The organism is Paenibacillus whitsoniae (assembly GCF_003955665.1).
Taxonomy (GTDB): domain Bacteria; phylum Bacillota; class Bacilli; order Paenibacillales; family NBRC-103111; genus Paenibacillus_E; species Paenibacillus_E whitsoniae.
This window is the reverse complement of the sequence record NZ_RXHU01000034.1, coordinates 181273-196137: the sequence shown is the minus strand read 5'-3', so window position 1 is coordinate 196137 and position 14865 is coordinate 181273. Positions and strand designations below refer to the sequence as shown.

Here is a 14865-nt window from a genome sequence, read left to right as displayed (position 1 = left end):
TTTCACTTTTTTAAGATTGTCTAGCATATGGATATAAGGTGTTTACTATTGTTTACTTTTGCTTAATTATGTTAAATGAGAGAAGGAAAGTGCTGATAATCGTCGAATTATAATTTTGTAAATAACTTACAGGTAACGGTGGGAAGGTGAATGCATGGGGCGAACTCGAAAGAGACGGATCGGTTTGTATGTTCTGGTCGTATGGATGGTGTTTCTGGTAAGTCAGATCAGCTTGATTCCCCAGACGAAAGCCGCAGAGGTTAATGACTTGAAACCGATTTCTTTTTGGCAGTTACATTGGGGCAGTTCAACTGACACTATCGAGGATGTTATTACTGGAGGGTTATCAGGGGAGGATGATTGGAAAAGTATTAAAAATGGTGAAGCGGCACCTACAAAACCTAAAGATATTGCCGTTGCCTGGATTCGAATACAATTGCCTCCCTCAATTCCCAAGGATTACGGACTGTATATAAAGAAAATATATGCTCAAAATCTTTCCGTATATCTGGATAACCGTCTTATTCGTGAGGTTACATTTGATTATCCGTATGATGTTCAGAGAAGCTTGTTTCCGGTTAGCTCAGAAGATGGCGGTCATGTCGTTTATATTAAATTAGAAACATCACTCGACCGTCTTGGAATTGACTCCGAGATTAGAATTGATCACTTTTATCAACTAACACGCTCATTTATTTTTCAGGACTTACAAAATATCATCATAGGTTGCGCTTTTTTATTTATCTCAGTAATTATGCTGATTTGTTCGCTTTTTTTAAATCGAATTCAAAAAGAAACGTGGATCTCACTAAGCATATTAATACTAACGCTTGGGGCGATCTTTATCACATATTCACCATTTATGTATGCCAATTTTAATAATTATGGCAGCCTGTTTGTAGATACATTTGACATATCCCTAGCGATATTTTTACCTTCATTGACGTATTTCTTTGAAAAAGTATTTGATAACGGTAAAATTAATTGGTTGCGAAAGGTTCGAATCTTTCAAAGTGTATACTCTGGTTTTATCATATGCTTTATGTTAATTAATCATCTTAGTCACTACAAGTTAAATCAATATTACTTTTTATTTTCTGTTACTATCCTGGGCTTTATTATGATTGTTCAATTCAGTATTATCATTGGTTTATCACTCTTTTTTGTTATCCGTGGGAATAAAGAAGCGGTGATTTTTTCGGAGGGATTTGCTACTTTAGCGGCTACGGGAATTTTGGATTTATTACTCTATTATATTAAAGATCAAAAATATCAATTTGTCCTCTGGAAGTTTGGTATTATTGGTTTTATTTTATCTTTAATTGTTATCCTTGGCCGACGCTTTGCGATAAATCAGGAACATATGATAAATTATTCAAAGGAATTAGAGTTTTACAACAACCAGCTTCAACTTTCTGAAAAAATGGAAATGATTAGTTCACTGGCGGCATCTGTCGCACACGAAGTGAGAAATCCACTTCAAGTGACTCGAGGTTTTTTACAGCTTGTTTCTGCATCTACCGATTCGAAAAACAAAGAATATATGGGCATTGCAATTGAGGAATTGGATCGCGCGGCGGTTATTATTACAGATTTCCTGACATTTGCCAAGCCACAGATGGATGAGCTTACTGAACTGAATGTATCTAAAGAAGTAAGCCAAATCGAGGGGATTATTGTTCCTCTGGCGACTTTGCATGGCGGGAAAATTTCGGTGAGCGTACCCAATGATTTGTTTATTCTGGGGAATTCTTCGAAATTTAAACAAGTGCTAATAAACATTATAAAAAACAGTATTGAAGCATTTCAGGAAGACGGTCAAATTCATATCTGGTCGTATGAAAAACGAGGTGAAATCTTCATTCATATTAAAGACAATGGTGAAGGGATTGAGCCTAATCAACTGGCCAAACTGGGGGAACCCTATTATTCTACGAAAACGAAAGGAACCGGACTTGGTTTAATGGTTACATTTCGCTTAATCGACATGATGAAAGGACAGGTGGAGTTTAAAAGTCAACGTCTACAAGGTACAGAAGTTATTCTTCGTTTTCCTTCTATTACAGATAAAAAAGGTGCTGCGCCAAATTAGCGCAGCACCTTTTTACTATTAATTTAAGTTATTTTACCACGGAGATTCTACACCATTTGCCAAAACCAATACCTTTGCAGGATTCGTAGGAATAACCAACACGAACTCTGTCGAAGTCTCTTCAACTGCGTTCACTTTGATGTCATCCGGAATTGTGATGTTGAACGCTTGCTTCAATGCCGCTTTTGGATTAGCCAGCAATTGTTGTTTGAAGGCTTCATCTTCCCAGGCTTTTTGGATAATTTGTGCTTTCAATGCTTCGTTTGATGACATCGGCAATCACTCCTACTATAGTTATTGGGTAAAATTCCCTACAAAGATAATAGTAGCATGATTCCCGAAAAAATTACAGAAAATTCTATACAGATTTCGACATAAAATGGAAAAATCCGCCTGAAATTAATAATTTTCTTTGTTCTTTTATTTCCTGAGCAATATTTTCTAGATTGTGAACAAGAGAATGATGGAATTTATATAGCTGCTCCATGCGCGCAGGCTTATGAATGAGCTCTTCATGATGGGCTGCCGCTACCTCATGATAGGCGTCCAAGTGGTCAAGGACAAAGATTTGCTGCTTGATTGCCTCCACAGAAAGTTCATCTGCCGGCATAAGCCCCAGTTTCCTACGTATTGAAGCCAGCAAGCAGTTATAGCTTCCCTCCTCCAAATCTTCCTCCCAATCTGCATAATCGTCCAGCATCTGCAGCGTAACGAGCGCCAACTCTACAGCAGCCGTAACCTCAGGGATGAAATGAGCTTGTCCAGTCAGCAGCAAAGTGCCTGTGCTGGCGTTCTTTACTGGGCTTGCTTTGCGTGCGATGCGCAGTTTGTCGCCGTGGAAATCGTCTCGGCTGCCTTCGTTCGTTACACTGTCCGCCCATTCCTGGACGTAGGTATCGAAATAGTTCCAGAATGGGGAAGAGGCCGGGAAAAGTTCACGGTAAATCGCCATATAGTCCAGTTGAAACAGATTGGCCAGCGGCAGCTTCTCACGATGCTCCCCTTTGGAAGAATCCATAATGTCGTCTTGAATGAAGTAGTACAACATGATGAAAATATTTGCGATCGCGAGCTTATCTTGCGTTTCGGACGGTAATTCGCCTACATCTTCCATCCAATAAGGCAGTAAGTAGCAGACATAGTTCTTCGAGCTGCCTTCTTGACCAACGTCGAATTTGGCTGCATACGACAGCCCTAGCTGATCAAGCGGAGCAGGGTACTGACGTACCCTCTCCGTGACAGCCTTGAATACCCGCCCCAAGCTCATCTCATGCTTCGTTAACCAAGTTTTCATTGTTTCTCCATCCCTTTCTGCAGGGCAATGCCCCCGTCCATTAGGTTCGTCAAAAGCGCGCTTTGAGGCGTGAATTTTTTGCGGAAATCATTCGGTGTAATGCTGTGATATTTCTTAAACAGACGGTAGAAATAGGAGTCGCTCGTAAAACCGGTTTTTTCGGCGATGTCGGCGACAGATAAGTTGGTCTGCAGGAGCAGCTCCTTGGATTTGCTCAGCCTGACATCCTGAATGTAATCAGTGAGCGGGACCAAGGTGTTCTGTTTGTACAAGCGGGAAATGTAAACCGGCGACATGGACAGCTCATCGGCGATCGATTGAAGCGACAGATTCGGGTTCGCATAGTCGCGCTCGATGATGTCGTTCATTTTTTTGATCAGCTCGAGATGCTTCGAGTTTTTCTTCTCGTCGAGCTTCTGTTCCAATTGCCGGAACACTTGAAAGAACTGATTGTCGACCTCGGCAATCGTTTCGAAGCGGGACAGCGAAGCAATGGATGTGTTCAGATAAAACGGCATAGAGACTGCATTGTTGCGGTTCATCGTGGTCAGCACATTATTGACGGTCAGCGTCAAATGTGAAATGGCCAGATGCACGACAGAGTAAGGATACAAAGCTGTTTCCTGTATAATTTCGCTGTAGACCGCCTCGGCTCCTGCGCTGTCTCCGGTCATCAGGCGCTCGACGAGCTGTTTTTCTTTTTGCGTCGGGAATTGGTACTCCTTGTCTTGATAGGCCAGGATCTCATCGGAGTGGATTATGCAGCCAGGTCCCCGGAACAAGCGGTGGTAGGACGCTTCCAGCAGTTGATGGTACAGGTCAAAGCAATCTTGCGCATTCTGCTGTAACGGACTGTTCGTCAAGGACACAGAAAGCTTAATGTAATCGGCAATCAAGGTACGAAGCTGTTCCAGTAGTGAGGTAAGTTCGTTTTCCTCCATGTAAAAATCACGTTCTTTCGCAGAGAGAAGCAGCAGAATATGATCTTCCTCCATATCGATGGCCTCCGTATGGAAGCTTGGGCTGAACACTTCCCACCCGATATTCATCATCGCATAGCGCATCAGGGTAATTTGATCTTTGTACGTTGTGCGCGTTTCCTCAAAGCGGTCGATTTTTACCATGAGCAGCATGGCTGGGTTGGCGATATCGATACTGGAGCCGAAGTAGCTGAGCTTCTTTTGCAAGGCGGCGGGGTGGTACACGTCCCGGCCGGTCAACATATTTCTCAAGAAATTTTGCCGTAAAATTTGTTGATTATCCCTTCGCTCGTTCTCCAGCAGTTTCAAACTACGAATGACGTTATCGATCGGATCGTAAAGCCGTTTGGAGGTGAACAGCGACATGAGGAGCCCGGCCAGCAAAATGCTAAGCGAGATGTAAATCGTTTTGGTACGCATGCTCGTAATTTTCTCGGTAATCACCGAGTAAGGTGTGACACGGATGTATCGCCAACCGAGCGGATCCGGTGCGGTATAGGAGATGAGCGACTTTACGCTATCGACGTCGGCGACCAGATAGCCCGGCGATCCGGCGTTGGCCAGGATGAGCTGAATGTAGCTTTTCTCCGCATAGCGGGTAGCAATCGCATCACTGCCATTCGTAGAAAGCAGCGTCCCTTCCTTATTAATAATAAATTCCTTACTGGAGCGGCTGTTCGGCTGGTTTTGCAAGGTTTTATTGAAGAAAGATTCGGAAATGTTGACGATAACGGCGGAATTCAAGGAATTATCCAGATTAATGGCATCGTAGCAGAGATACGAGTAAATGCCGACGGGCTCTGGGGGCTGTGAAGGTTGATCTGCGGCTGTGTTGAACGTTCTAGGAATCGGAATGAAAGGCGTATAGGCTTGAAAATGATCCAAAATTTCAACCATGCCTGGGTCGCCAAGCTGCTCACGCGTTTGAATGCCGCTCTGAAAGTTGTTCGAACTCACATAAAACAACTGCGAAGCACCATTGTAAACATAAATGGAGTCAATGAACGGCATAGCAAGGCGGTAATTATTCAACTGGGCCATACTGCCTTGAATATCGAAGATGTCGGGCTTATCGTAGAACAGCAGCTTGCTGATGACGAAATCGCGGTAGATCTGGAAGGAAAGCGAGGCGGCGGTGCCGGTGATCGATTGAATGCGCGTGCTGGTCTGCTGGAGACTGTCGGAGTCCGATGCATACACTTGCTTGAGCGCAATATTGTCAAAGTTAACGTAAAGAATCGTAGAGGATACGAGCAGCGTAATCACGATGGTCATGACCGTAGTTAGAAGAATGTTGCGGTACATCACTTTGCTCTCCTTCATACGAAGCATCCAGGCACCCCTCCTCCATGTGTAGGAAAAGTATAGCGTATCTCGAAAACGCTTGCAATGGATGGAGCGGCTCTCTGGAATAGGAAACCGTGTGAAAAGTCAGGAAAGTCCATGAAAGTAGGAATTGTTCATACTGCAGCAGGCAAGCTGAGATGGGATTCTTTCAGTTTTCTGAGCGGATTTTCAGTATCGGAGACCGTAAATCGCCGCTTATAATGCGAATATGACGATCGCTCACACACCATCTTAATAACAGAGCAAGCAGGAGGGGGAAGACGATGCATCGCAAGAAAGGCTTCTTGTACGAATTGAACAAAAACAAAATGATGTTTCTCATGTTGGCGCCGACCTTATTATTCTTCTTTATTAATTCATACGTGCCAATGATCGGCATCTACTTTGCCTTTACCCGTTTTGACTTCGACGGCGGCCTATTCGGAAGTCCTTTCGTTGGGCTGCACAACTTTCAGTTCTTATGGAAGTCCGGTACGCTATGGACGCTGACTCGCAATACGGTGGCTTACAATCTGGCCTTTATCGTCTGCTTGAATGCGGCGGCGATCTTTGTGGCGATTCTGCTCAGTGAAATTCACGGCAAGCTGTTTAAAAAGATTACGCAATCGCTCATGTTTTTGCCATATTTCATATCCTTTGTATTGCTGAATGCAATCGCTTACAACATGTTCAACTACGATACCGGTTTTGTGAACACGACGCTGAAATCTTTGGATAGAAACCCGATCGATATTTACAATACGCCAACGGCATGGATTTTTCTTCTCGTCATTTTTTATGTATGGAAAAATCTCGGCTACACGATGGTCATTTACCTCGCGACGATCACGGGCATCAGCGACGAGTATTATGAAGCGGCGAAGATCGACGGGGCCAATATTTTTCAACGCGTCTGGTACATCACGGTGCCGATGCTGAAGCCGACTTTTGTCATTCTGCTGTTGTTCGCGCTTGGCAGTATTATGAAGGGACAGTTTGACCTCTTTTATCAGCTTATTGGGAATAACGGCATTTTATACAACACAACAGATATCCTCGATACGTACGTATTCCGTTCGCTCAAAGTGACGTTCGACATCGGTATGGCGACGGCGGCAGGGCTGTTTCAATCGATTTTCGGCTTCGTGCTGATTATGACTGTGAACTATCTGATTCGAAAATCAAATGAAGAATACGCTTTATTCTAGGAGGTGAATTCGGGTGCGAGCCAGAGGCGTTGATGTCATTTCTTTTCATTTATTGGCTTATCTCATTATTATTGCGCTTTCCGTGCTCTGTCTGTTCCCGTTCATTCTGATCATATCGGGGTCTTTGACCGAGAATGAGTCGATTATCAAGCACGGGTATCATTTGATTCCGCAGGTAATTTCCCTGACGGCTTATAAAGCGGTGCTGACGTTTCCGGAAAAGGTGCTGCGCGCCTACGGCGTCACGACGTTCGTGACCGTCACGGGGACGGTGCTGGGGCTGTTCATGATGACCATGGCGGGGTATGTGCTGCAGCGGAAAGATTTTAAGTATCGGAACGTGGCTTCCTTCTATATTTACTTCACGACGCTGTTCGGCGGCGGTTTGGTGCCTTGGTATATTTTGATTACGAAATATTTAAAATTCACCGATTCGTACATGGCGCTCATTTTCCCGGGGCTGATGACGCCGTTTCTGGTGCTGCTCATGCGCAGCTTTATCTCCGCTTCCATCCCGGATGAGCTGTCGGAGTCGGCGAAGATCGACGGAGCGAACGATTTTACGATTTACTATCGGATCGTGCTGCCGCTCGCGCTGCCGGGAATTGCGACGGTAGGGTTGTTTCTCGCCCTTCATTATTGGAATAGCTGGTTCTCGACGTCGCTTTTCATCAATGATCAGAACAAATACGAGCTGCAATATTTCTTATACAACATTATCAATACGGCAGCGGCCATCTCGCAGCTTGGCGTCAGTACCGGCGCGACGATGAGTCAGGAGATTCCGACGGAGTCGACCAAATTGGCGATGGCTATCATTGTAACGGGGCCGATTCTGTTTCTGTATCCGTTCGTCCAGCGTTTCTTTGTCAAAGGATTAACGATTGGCGCAGTGAAAGGTTAGAACTGAATCGGAGGAAGTCCGACAGCTAACATAGAGGTTTGTTCGAAACCCATATATAATGAATAAAGGGAGGATTTGTATGAAACATCATTTTAAAAAATCGTACGGCGCTTCCATCGCCGTTGCGCTCGTCGGCTCACTGCTTGCCGGGTGCAGCTCGACGACATCCACGGACGGTCCATCGCCGAGTGCCGCTGCGAGCAAAGCGCCTGAAGTTTCCGCCGCCCAGACAACACCGGCTGCGCCTGCGGGCCTTGACATCTCGAAGAAAGTGGAGCTGCAGTTCTACATGCTGGGACCGGCGCCGAAGGATTTGCCGGTGATTGAGGATGAGATCAACAAACTTGCACTCAAGGATTTGAATGCAACCGTCAAATTCAACTTCACCACCTGGACCGACTGGGATCAAAAATATAAGCTGCTCCTCTCTTCCGGTCAAGCGGTCGACTTGATCTTCACCGCAGACTGGACGCAGTATCAGGCTTATGCGAAAAAAGGCGCCTTCCTTCCGCTCGACGATCTGCTGCCGAAAGCGGCACCGAAACTGAACAGCTTCGTGCCAAAGGACATGTGGGAAGCCGTGAAGATCGATGGCAAAATCTACACCGTCCCCGCCACCTATAAGGAATATGTGACGACGGGTTTCATCTGGCGGGAGGACCTGCGCCAGAAATACAATCTGCCGAAGCCGGATTCCTTGGCAAACTTCGAGGCATATCTGGCCGGCATCAAGAAGAACGAGCCGGACATGATTCCCCTCGCTGCGAACAGCGATGTGAAAGGCAGTCTTTCCGATCAGTATAAGAACCTGACGATCGACCCCGTAGGCTCGCTGCCGTATGGCATGCAAATCCCGTACAAAAACCCGTCGGAAGTGACTGCGTACTGGGGTTCTCCCGAACATTTGGCCGAGCTGAAGACGTTGAAAAAATGGCAGGACGCCGGCTACATTTCCAAAAACGTGCTCAACACGAAGGACGCGATGACCGATCTGATTACAAGTGGTAAAGCAGCGGCGAACCTCGGCGACAATCCGACGCGCTTCAACGACCAGAAGCTGAAGATTGCCTCCACGCACCCAGATTGGAAGCTGGAGTACTACCCGGCGCCACTCATCAAAGGTCATGCTGAGCCTGTGCATCCGATCCATAACGGCTTTGCGATTCCGAAGAGCAGCAATAATGCCGAGCGGGCGCTGGCTTTCTATGAGAAGATGGTGACGGACAAGACGTATAACCAACTGACACAGTATGGGATTTTGGGCAAAAACTATGAAGTGGATAACGGTTACTACCAAATGATCGGCGACAGTAATTCGAATGGCTTCCCACGCGAAGGCATGCAGAGTTGGGCATGGCGCAATCCCGAATTCATGCTGTTCGATAAAGGGTATGACGGCGTGAAACAAATTTTCTCCGATCTGGACAAAATCGCATCGCCGGACAAATTTACCGGCTTTGCAGAGGACTATACGAGCTATCAGGCTGAGCGGGCTGCGCTGGAGCAAGTGGAGAAGCAGTATCTCTACCCGCTGGAAGCAGGGCTTGTCGCTGACGTGGAGGGCGGTCTGAGAACCTTCATGGAGAAGGCGAAAGTAGCCGGTCTTGATAAAATCCAGGCTGAGTACAAAAAGCAATGGCTCGCGTATGTGAAGAGTGCGAATATCAAGTAGCGTTGCAGTGAAAATGAGCGGAAGGGTGCCGATGCGGCGCTCTTTTCGCTTTTTTGGCAGGTTGACATCCATGGGATAATTGTTTAAATTGGAAGCGAATCGATTGTTTGCAAAATGATAGATGAAAGGAATTTGACGATGAGCAGTAGTGAATTTTTGAAGTTGGAAAATCAGCTTTGCTTCAGTCTATATGCAAGTTCGAGAGCGATTACGCGGATGTATCGTCCTCTTCTGGAAGAGCTGGGGATTACGTACCCGCAATATCTCGTGCTGCTGGTCTTATGGGATCAGGAAGAAAGCACCGTCAAGGAGCTCAGCGAGAAGCTGGACCTGGATTCCGGAACGCTGACGCCGATGCTGAAGCGCATGGAAGCACAGCAGTTGTTGGTGCGGAGGCGGTCGCAGGAGGACGAGCGGGTCGTGAATATCCTGCTAACCGAGACAGGCCGCGCGCTGTACGATCGTGCCATTTGCATTCCGCAGACGCTGTTCGCGGCGAGCGGGCTTTCGGAAGAAGAAATTGTGAGCTTCAATCAGCAGCTTCAGCGTATCATTTCAAGCGTAAATGCCACGATGTAGCGTAGACAACAGGGCAATGCGGGGAACGGAGACGAACAGCGAATGAATTACTTCATCTATATTCTAATTAACAACATCGTGCCGATCAGCATTATGATCGCGATTGGGGCGACGATCTACCGCGCATTCAAAATCGATATTCGTACGTTATCGAAGCTGAATTTTTATGTGTTCTCACCGGCTATCGTTTTTACAAAGCTGTATGAATCCGAAATGAGCCTGTCCGTTCTCATGCAGGTGCTCTTATTTTTTGTCATTTTCTTTTCGCTGCTGTTTGCGATTATTGAAATCGTCGTTCGCGTGCAGAAGCACCAGCGCGGAATGCGGGTTGCGATGCGCAACAGCGTTATTTTCTACAACAGTGCTAACTATGCATTGCCGCTCAATCAGACGGTTTTTGCCGGAAACGCGTATACACTGTCCATTCAAATTATCATTATGATTATGCAGACGCTAATCCCGAATACATATGGCATTTATGCGCTGAATGCGCACAAGGCGAGCTGGAAGGCGACAATGCGAACGATTCTGTCGCTGCCGGTTATTTATATCATTCCGCTGGCGATGCTGCTGCGCTACTTCCATGTGCCGGTGCCGGAGTCGATCCATTTGCCGATTAGCTATATCGCGAATGCGTTTATGGCAACCGCATTGCTTACGCTGGGTGTGCAGCTTGGCGCGATGAAATGGGAATTTCATTTCTCGAACGTGCTGCTCTCCAATTTATTGCGGCTGGCTGTGGCGCCGCTGCTCGGATTTTTCGTCGTCTGGCTGCTCGGGCTCTATGGATTGACGGCTAAGGCGCTGATTCTGTCATGTGCCGTGCCGACATCGCTTAGCTCGGTGCTGTTGGCGATTGAGTATGAAAATGAAGCGGAATTCTCTTCACAGGCGGTGTTTACCTCGACGTTGTTCAGCATGATTACGATTCCGATTGTGATTTATTTTCTAGATTGGGTATAAAGCCATAGATTTCGTGCGAACCTAGCAGGAATATCGACAAATTTTGGCGAATTTATTAGGACAGTTAATTCCAGCCATATGAAAGGGGAAAAAGTCCTGATGTTGTATCAATTCAGTCAGTATGTCACGATCGTCGATATGAACGAGGAGATTTTGTCGGAGGTTGTTTTCGAGCACGGTGAGTATGATGTCAATGCCGTTGCCATTGGTTCGTCTGTATTTACCCACCAACTGGGCCTGCGTCAATTTGAAGTGGTCTTTGATAAACGGGAAGGCAAGACGACTCGTTATAAAGTTGTAGATATTGAAATTAATCTAATTGAACAGCCAACCGTGACACGCGTATATCTGGAGCCGATCCAATTGATTGTGGGGCAGCACGATATTGGCGCCGTGTAGCGGAGGTCAGGAAGGAAGTAAGCTGAGATGAGATTGTTTATGCTGATTGGCGCTATTAATGCGTTTCTATCCGTTGCGTTAGGGGCGTTTGGTGCACATATATTGAAAGATCGCATTCCCGATAAAATCGATGTGTTTCAAACCGGGGTGCACTACCATATGATTCATGCAGTGGCGCTGCTTGTCATCGCTTTGCTGGCAGATCGTTTGCCTCATACCTCTCTCGTGAGCGCGTCCGGATGGGCGATTTTCATCGGTATCATTTTGTTCTCGGGCAGTCTATATGCATTAAGCCTAACGGGCCTGAAAGTGTTCGGTCCGATTACTCCACTGGGCGGTGTAAGCTTTTTGGTCGGTTGGGTGCTGCTCGCGATTGCCGCGTTGAAATAGCAACCGAGAATATTGACGAAAGAGGTGGAGAATTCCGCCTCTTTTTTTCTATTTCCGACAAGGCAGCAGGAAAATTCCGCCTCTTTGTAGAATGAAGACGATGATAACGCTTCCTAGCGGTATTCGATAGGCAGCAATAAGGAGGCTAATTCGTGAAAAACCGGCTTTATATTGGCTTCTATGTGGTCGCTGCCGTAGGTGTCTGCCTTTACCTAAAGCCGTTTGCTCCCTGGTTTTGTTTACTGGCATCGCTGCTAGTGATCTACGGGCTGCGAAGACGTCAAACGGAACCGGATGCAATTCAAACAGGCGTGGCCGATGAGAGGGAGCAGTTCCACATTCTCTACTCCTTGTTTGAGCATAATCCGAACGCAATTCTCTTCTATAAGAAAGGGCAGCGTTTCGTGCGCATGAATAGAGCGGCGGAGTCCCTGTTAGGGTATACCCTGGAGGAACTTTCTGCGATTGATATGACGACCATCATGACGAAGGAGCAGATTGCGCATGATGTAAGATTGCTCGATGCGAATATGGGCATGACGGTGAACTTCGAGACGTCCGTCTTGCATAAAAGCGGCTACCGCATCGACATGAAGGTGACGGCTGTCCCCGTTGCTATTGCGCCGGATGGACAAGGGTTTATTCTGATCGGTCAAGATGTCACGGAGCGCAAGCGCGGCGACGAGCAAATTCGCTACATGGCTTACTATGACGATATGACGGGCTTGCCCAACCGGCGCCTGTTTAAAGATCAGCTTAACGAATGTCTGACGATGTGCAAAAAATCCGGGCAAAAGCTTGCTGTCTTTTACCTGGATATTGATCAGTTCAAATTGGTGAACGACAGCTTCGGTTACGACTACGGCAATATGCTGCTTCTGCAGCTGGCCGAACGATTTACGCATTGTGTGACCGAGAGCGATTTTCTGGCGCGTACCGAAGGCGATGAGTTCGCTTTCTATTATACGAATGTCGCGGATGCGGGCGATGTCATCGCTGTCATTGCAGGTATTAATCGCGTGTTGGCAGCACCGTTCCTGCTCGAGCAGTATGAGCTTCATGTGACGGCAAGCATCGGGGTGGCGATTGCAGGCGATGAAGACGAGGACGCCGAAATGCTGATGAAGTACGCGGACATTGCGCTTGCGAGAGCGAAGGAAAAAGGCAGGAACGACTATCAGATTTTCAACAGCGATATGAAGTTGACGTCCATCAACCGCCTCAGGCTGGAAAATGAGCTGCGCCGCGCGCTTGCGAACGATGAATTTATTCTTCATTTTCAGCCGCAGGTTGAGATTCAGTCCGGACGCATTGTCGGGGCCGAAGCACTGATTCGCTGGGATCATCCGGAGCGCGGATTAATCTCGCCGAGTCAATTCATTCCTTTTGCAGAGGAGTCGGGACTCATCGTGCCGATCGGGGAATGGGTGCTGAAGGCGGCATGCCGACAGAACAAATTGTGGCAGGACATGGGCTATCCGCCGATTGCCATCTCGGTGAATTTATCGATGCGCCAATTTTTCCAGCATAACCTGAAGGGAAAAATCAGCCATGTGCTGGAGCAGACGAAGCTCGATCCGCAGTATCTGGAGCTCGAAATTACGGAGAGCATGACGATGGATGTAGATCATGCCATTCAATCGCTGCTGGAACTCAAAGAGTTAGGCGTTGGCGTTAGTATCGACGACTTCGGTACTGGATACAGCTCACTCTACTACTTGAAAAAATTCCCGATCGACAAACTCAAAATTGACCGTTCGTTCGTAAGGGACATCATGGAAGACCCGAATGACGCGGCGATCGTCGCGACGATCATTGCGATGACGCATCATTTGAATTTGAAGGTGATTGCGGAAGGTGTGGAAACGGAAGACCAGCTCAAGTTCCTGTACCAGAACCGCTGCTACGAAGTGCAGGGCTACTGGTTCAGTCCGCCGATTGCGGGAGAAGCGCTCGAGCTGATGATGAGCGAGGGCATGACAGCGGCCGCTTCGGCCCCCATAGAATAACAAAAAGGCTCCCCGGCGTGAGTTAGCCTCGGGAGCCTTCGCTTATTTTTGATCGAAAGCGACATAATCGTCAATCTCATTCAGCTTGAACAGATACACTTTTTTCTCGTCCACATGATATACAGTGACATTCTGGTTGTCACGGTCGAAGTTGAGGATGCGGCAGGGCAGATTGAGCTTGATGCCCTGGGCTTTAACGACAGTCAGGCGAATCAAGGTATTGTTCGCTTTAAAGCTTTCCAGCTGATGCATGATGTCATGAGCGGAGTCTGCACTCGGTGGTTTGGCCGCGGGGGGTGCGGTCTTGCCGGCAGCTTGTGAGGATGCCTGTTTGCCAGCATTCGTGTTCAGCGCGATGAGCTTCCCAAGGTCGATACCCTTGAGGATCTGGTAGTCTTTGACGGTGTCCACGTTCAGAAGATGAAGGAGTTTCTCCATGGCTAGTCCGTTAGTCGCATCTTCAATCAATATTTCTACGGTGAACAAGTGTCCGTTCTTCGCTTTCGAATTGGAGTTCCCCTGACTCATATAGCCTCCTGGTCCTAAATGAAATGACTCGTCTTCTTACTATATCACGATCTTCGCGGCAAAAGTAGTTCGGATTGCCCGGATAGAGGGAAAAATTTTGCCTTGAAAAAAACATTCCCACTCTTACCACACCGTACTAGCAGCCCTCGCATATACTACCGTAAGACTGCGAAGAGGAGCTGTGCAGAGCATGATGCGCGTAGAACCCATTCTCCTTGAAGGACATACAGCAATCGCAATAGAAGTCAAGTTGCCGAAAACGACGCTGCTGGTTGTGACAACGGATAAAGGCTATATTATGTGCGGTGCGCTGGATGTGGCGCTGCTCAATGAACGGTTGCGGGACCGCAACATTATTGCTGCTCGGGCGACCGGTGTTCGGACGATTCAGGAGCTGCTTGATGCGCCGCTCGAGTCCGTGACCTATACGGCGGAAGATCTAGGTATTGTGGCAGGGATGACGGGTAGGGAAGCCATTCTGAGAATGATGTGAGTGAACAACACATAGCGCGATAAGTATG

At 47.2% G+C, this 14865-nt stretch carries 14 protein-coding genes; 10 read left to right on the top strand and 4 right to left on the bottom strand.

Going from position 1 to position 14865, the window contains the following annotated elements; translation table 11 throughout:
- The first annotated feature begins 154 nt into the window (after positions 1–154).
- On the top strand, positions 155–2092 hold the full coding sequence (locus EJQ19_RS13260; RefSeq protein ID WP_126141702.1) for a sensor histidine kinase: 1938 nt from the start codon (positions 155–157) through the stop codon (positions 2090–2092).
- 33 nt (positions 2093–2125) lie between these two features.
- Here the strand turns inward: EJQ19_RS13260 and EJQ19_RS13255 are convergent, their stop codons facing one another.
- From EJQ19_RS13255 to EJQ19_RS13245, 3 genes are all read right to left on the bottom strand, one after another.
- Entirely contained in the window at positions 2126–2365 is a 240-nt protein-coding gene (locus tag EJQ19_RS13255; RefSeq protein WP_126141701.1) for an NHLP leader peptide family RiPP precursor, read from the bottom strand.
- Between the two features lie 85 nt (positions 2366–2450).
- On the bottom strand, positions 2451–3386 hold the full coding sequence (locus tag EJQ19_RS13250) for a class 1 isoprenoid biosynthesis enzyme (RefSeq protein ID WP_126141700.1): 936 nt from the start codon (positions 3384–3386) through the stop codon (positions 2451–2453).
- Positions 3383–5698: a helix-turn-helix domain-containing protein gene (locus EJQ19_RS13245; protein WP_126141699.1), complete on the bottom strand. Its 2316-nt coding sequence runs from the start codon at positions 5696–5698 to the stop codon at positions 3383–3385. Before EJQ19_RS13245 ends, EJQ19_RS13250 begins: the two co-directional genes overlap by 4 nt.
- Before the next feature lie 278 nt (positions 5699–5976).
- Between EJQ19_RS13245 and EJQ19_RS13240 the strand changes: the two genes are divergently transcribed.
- From EJQ19_RS13240 to EJQ19_RS13205, 8 genes are all read left to right on the top strand, one after another.
- A complete protein-coding gene (locus EJQ19_RS13240) occupies positions 5977–6900 on the top strand; it encodes an ABC transporter permease (protein WP_126141698.1) in 924 nt (307 codons plus the stop codon).
- Positions 6901–6913: 13 nt separating this feature from the next.
- The gene (locus tag EJQ19_RS13235) at positions 6914–7804 is read left to right on the top strand and encodes a carbohydrate ABC transporter permease (RefSeq protein ID WP_126141697.1); all 891 of its coding nucleotides are present in this window, start codon (positions 6914–6916) and stop codon (positions 7802–7804) included.
- 79 nt (positions 7805–7883) lie between these two features.
- Positions 7884–9476 (top strand): extracellular solute-binding protein, encoded by a 1593-nt coding sequence (locus EJQ19_RS13230; RefSeq protein ID WP_126141696.1) that lies wholly within the window; start codon positions 7884–7886, stop codon positions 9474–9476.
- Between the two features lie 138 nt (positions 9477–9614).
- Entirely contained in the window at positions 9615–10055 is a 441-nt protein-coding gene (locus tag EJQ19_RS13225) for a MarR family winged helix-turn-helix transcriptional regulator (protein ID WP_126141695.1), read from the top strand.
- 42 nt (positions 10056–10097) lie between these two features.
- Positions 10098–11018 carry an AEC family transporter gene (locus EJQ19_RS13220; protein ID WP_126141694.1) on the top strand — a complete coding sequence of 307 codons (921 nt, stop codon included), beginning with the start codon at positions 10098–10100 and terminating at the stop codon, positions 11016–11018.
- A 99-nt stretch (positions 11019–11117) separates the two neighbouring features.
- Complete coding sequence (locus tag EJQ19_RS13215) at positions 11118–11417, top strand: hypothetical protein (protein WP_126141693.1); 300 nt, start codon at positions 11118–11120, stop codon at positions 11415–11417.
- Positions 11418–11444: 27 nt separating this feature from the next.
- On the top strand, positions 11445–11807 hold the full coding sequence (locus EJQ19_RS13210; RefSeq protein ID WP_126141692.1) for a DUF423 domain-containing protein: 363 nt from the start codon (positions 11445–11447) through the stop codon (positions 11805–11807).
- A gap of 152 nt (positions 11808–11959) precedes the next feature.
- A complete protein-coding gene (locus EJQ19_RS13205; protein WP_241242882.1) occupies positions 11960–13816 on the top strand; it encodes a putative bifunctional diguanylate cyclase/phosphodiesterase in 1857 nt (618 codons plus the stop codon).
- Between the two features lie 42 nt (positions 13817–13858).
- On the opposite strand, the gene EJQ19_RS13200 is transcribed toward EJQ19_RS13205, so the two are convergent.
- Positions 13859–14344: a hypothetical protein gene (locus EJQ19_RS13200; protein WP_241242881.1), complete on the bottom strand. Its 486-nt coding sequence runs from the start codon at positions 14342–14344 to the stop codon at positions 13859–13861.
- A gap of 190 nt (positions 14345–14534) precedes the next feature.
- On the opposite strand from EJQ19_RS13200, the gene EJQ19_RS13195 reads away from it, so the two are divergent.
- A complete protein-coding gene (locus EJQ19_RS13195) occupies positions 14535–14837 on the top strand; it encodes a YunC family protein (protein WP_126141691.1) in 303 nt (100 codons plus the stop codon).
- Positions 14838–14865: the final 28 nt, after the last annotated feature.

What these genes read in the sequence shown, in the direction of transcription:
- EJQ19_RS13260 (WP_126141702.1), top strand. Translation starts at nt 155, where the DNA reads ATGGGGCGAACTCGAAAGAGACGGATCGGTTTGTATGTTCTGGTCGTA.
- EJQ19_RS13255 (WP_126141701.1), bottom strand. Translation starts at nt 2,365, where the DNA reads ATGTCATCAAACGAAGCATTGAAAGCACAAATTATCCAAAAAGCCTGG.
- EJQ19_RS13250 (WP_126141700.1), bottom strand. Translation starts at nt 3,386, where the DNA reads ATGAAAACTTGGTTAACGAAGCATGAGATGAGCTTGGGGCGGGTATTC.
- EJQ19_RS13245 (WP_126141699.1), bottom strand. Translation starts at nt 5,698, where the DNA reads ATGCTTCGTATGAAGGAGAGCAAAGTGATGTACCGCAACATTCTTCTA.
- EJQ19_RS13240 (WP_126141698.1), top strand. Translation starts at nt 5,977, where the DNA reads ATGCATCGCAAGAAAGGCTTCTTGTACGAATTGAACAAAAACAAAATG.
- EJQ19_RS13230 (WP_126141696.1), top strand. Translation starts at nt 7,884, where the DNA reads ATGAAACATCATTTTAAAAAATCGTACGGCGCTTCCATCGCCGTTGCG.
- EJQ19_RS13225 (WP_126141695.1), top strand. Translation starts at nt 9,615, where the DNA reads ATGAGCAGTAGTGAATTTTTGAAGTTGGAAAATCAGCTTTGCTTCAGT.
- EJQ19_RS13220 (WP_126141694.1), top strand. Translation starts at nt 10,098, where the DNA reads ATGAATTACTTCATCTATATTCTAATTAACAACATCGTGCCGATCAGC.
- EJQ19_RS13215 (WP_126141693.1), top strand. Translation starts at nt 11,118, where the DNA reads ATGTTGTATCAATTCAGTCAGTATGTCACGATCGTCGATATGAACGAG.
- EJQ19_RS13210 (WP_126141692.1), top strand. Translation starts at nt 11,445, where the DNA reads ATGAGATTGTTTATGCTGATTGGCGCTATTAATGCGTTTCTATCCGTT.
- EJQ19_RS13200 (WP_241242881.1), bottom strand. Translation starts at nt 14,344, where the DNA reads ATGAGTCAGGGGAACTCCAATTCGAAAGCGAAGAACGGACACTTGTTC.
- EJQ19_RS13195 (WP_126141691.1), top strand. Translation starts at nt 14,535, where the DNA reads ATGATGCGCGTAGAACCCATTCTCCTTGAAGGACATACAGCAATCGCA.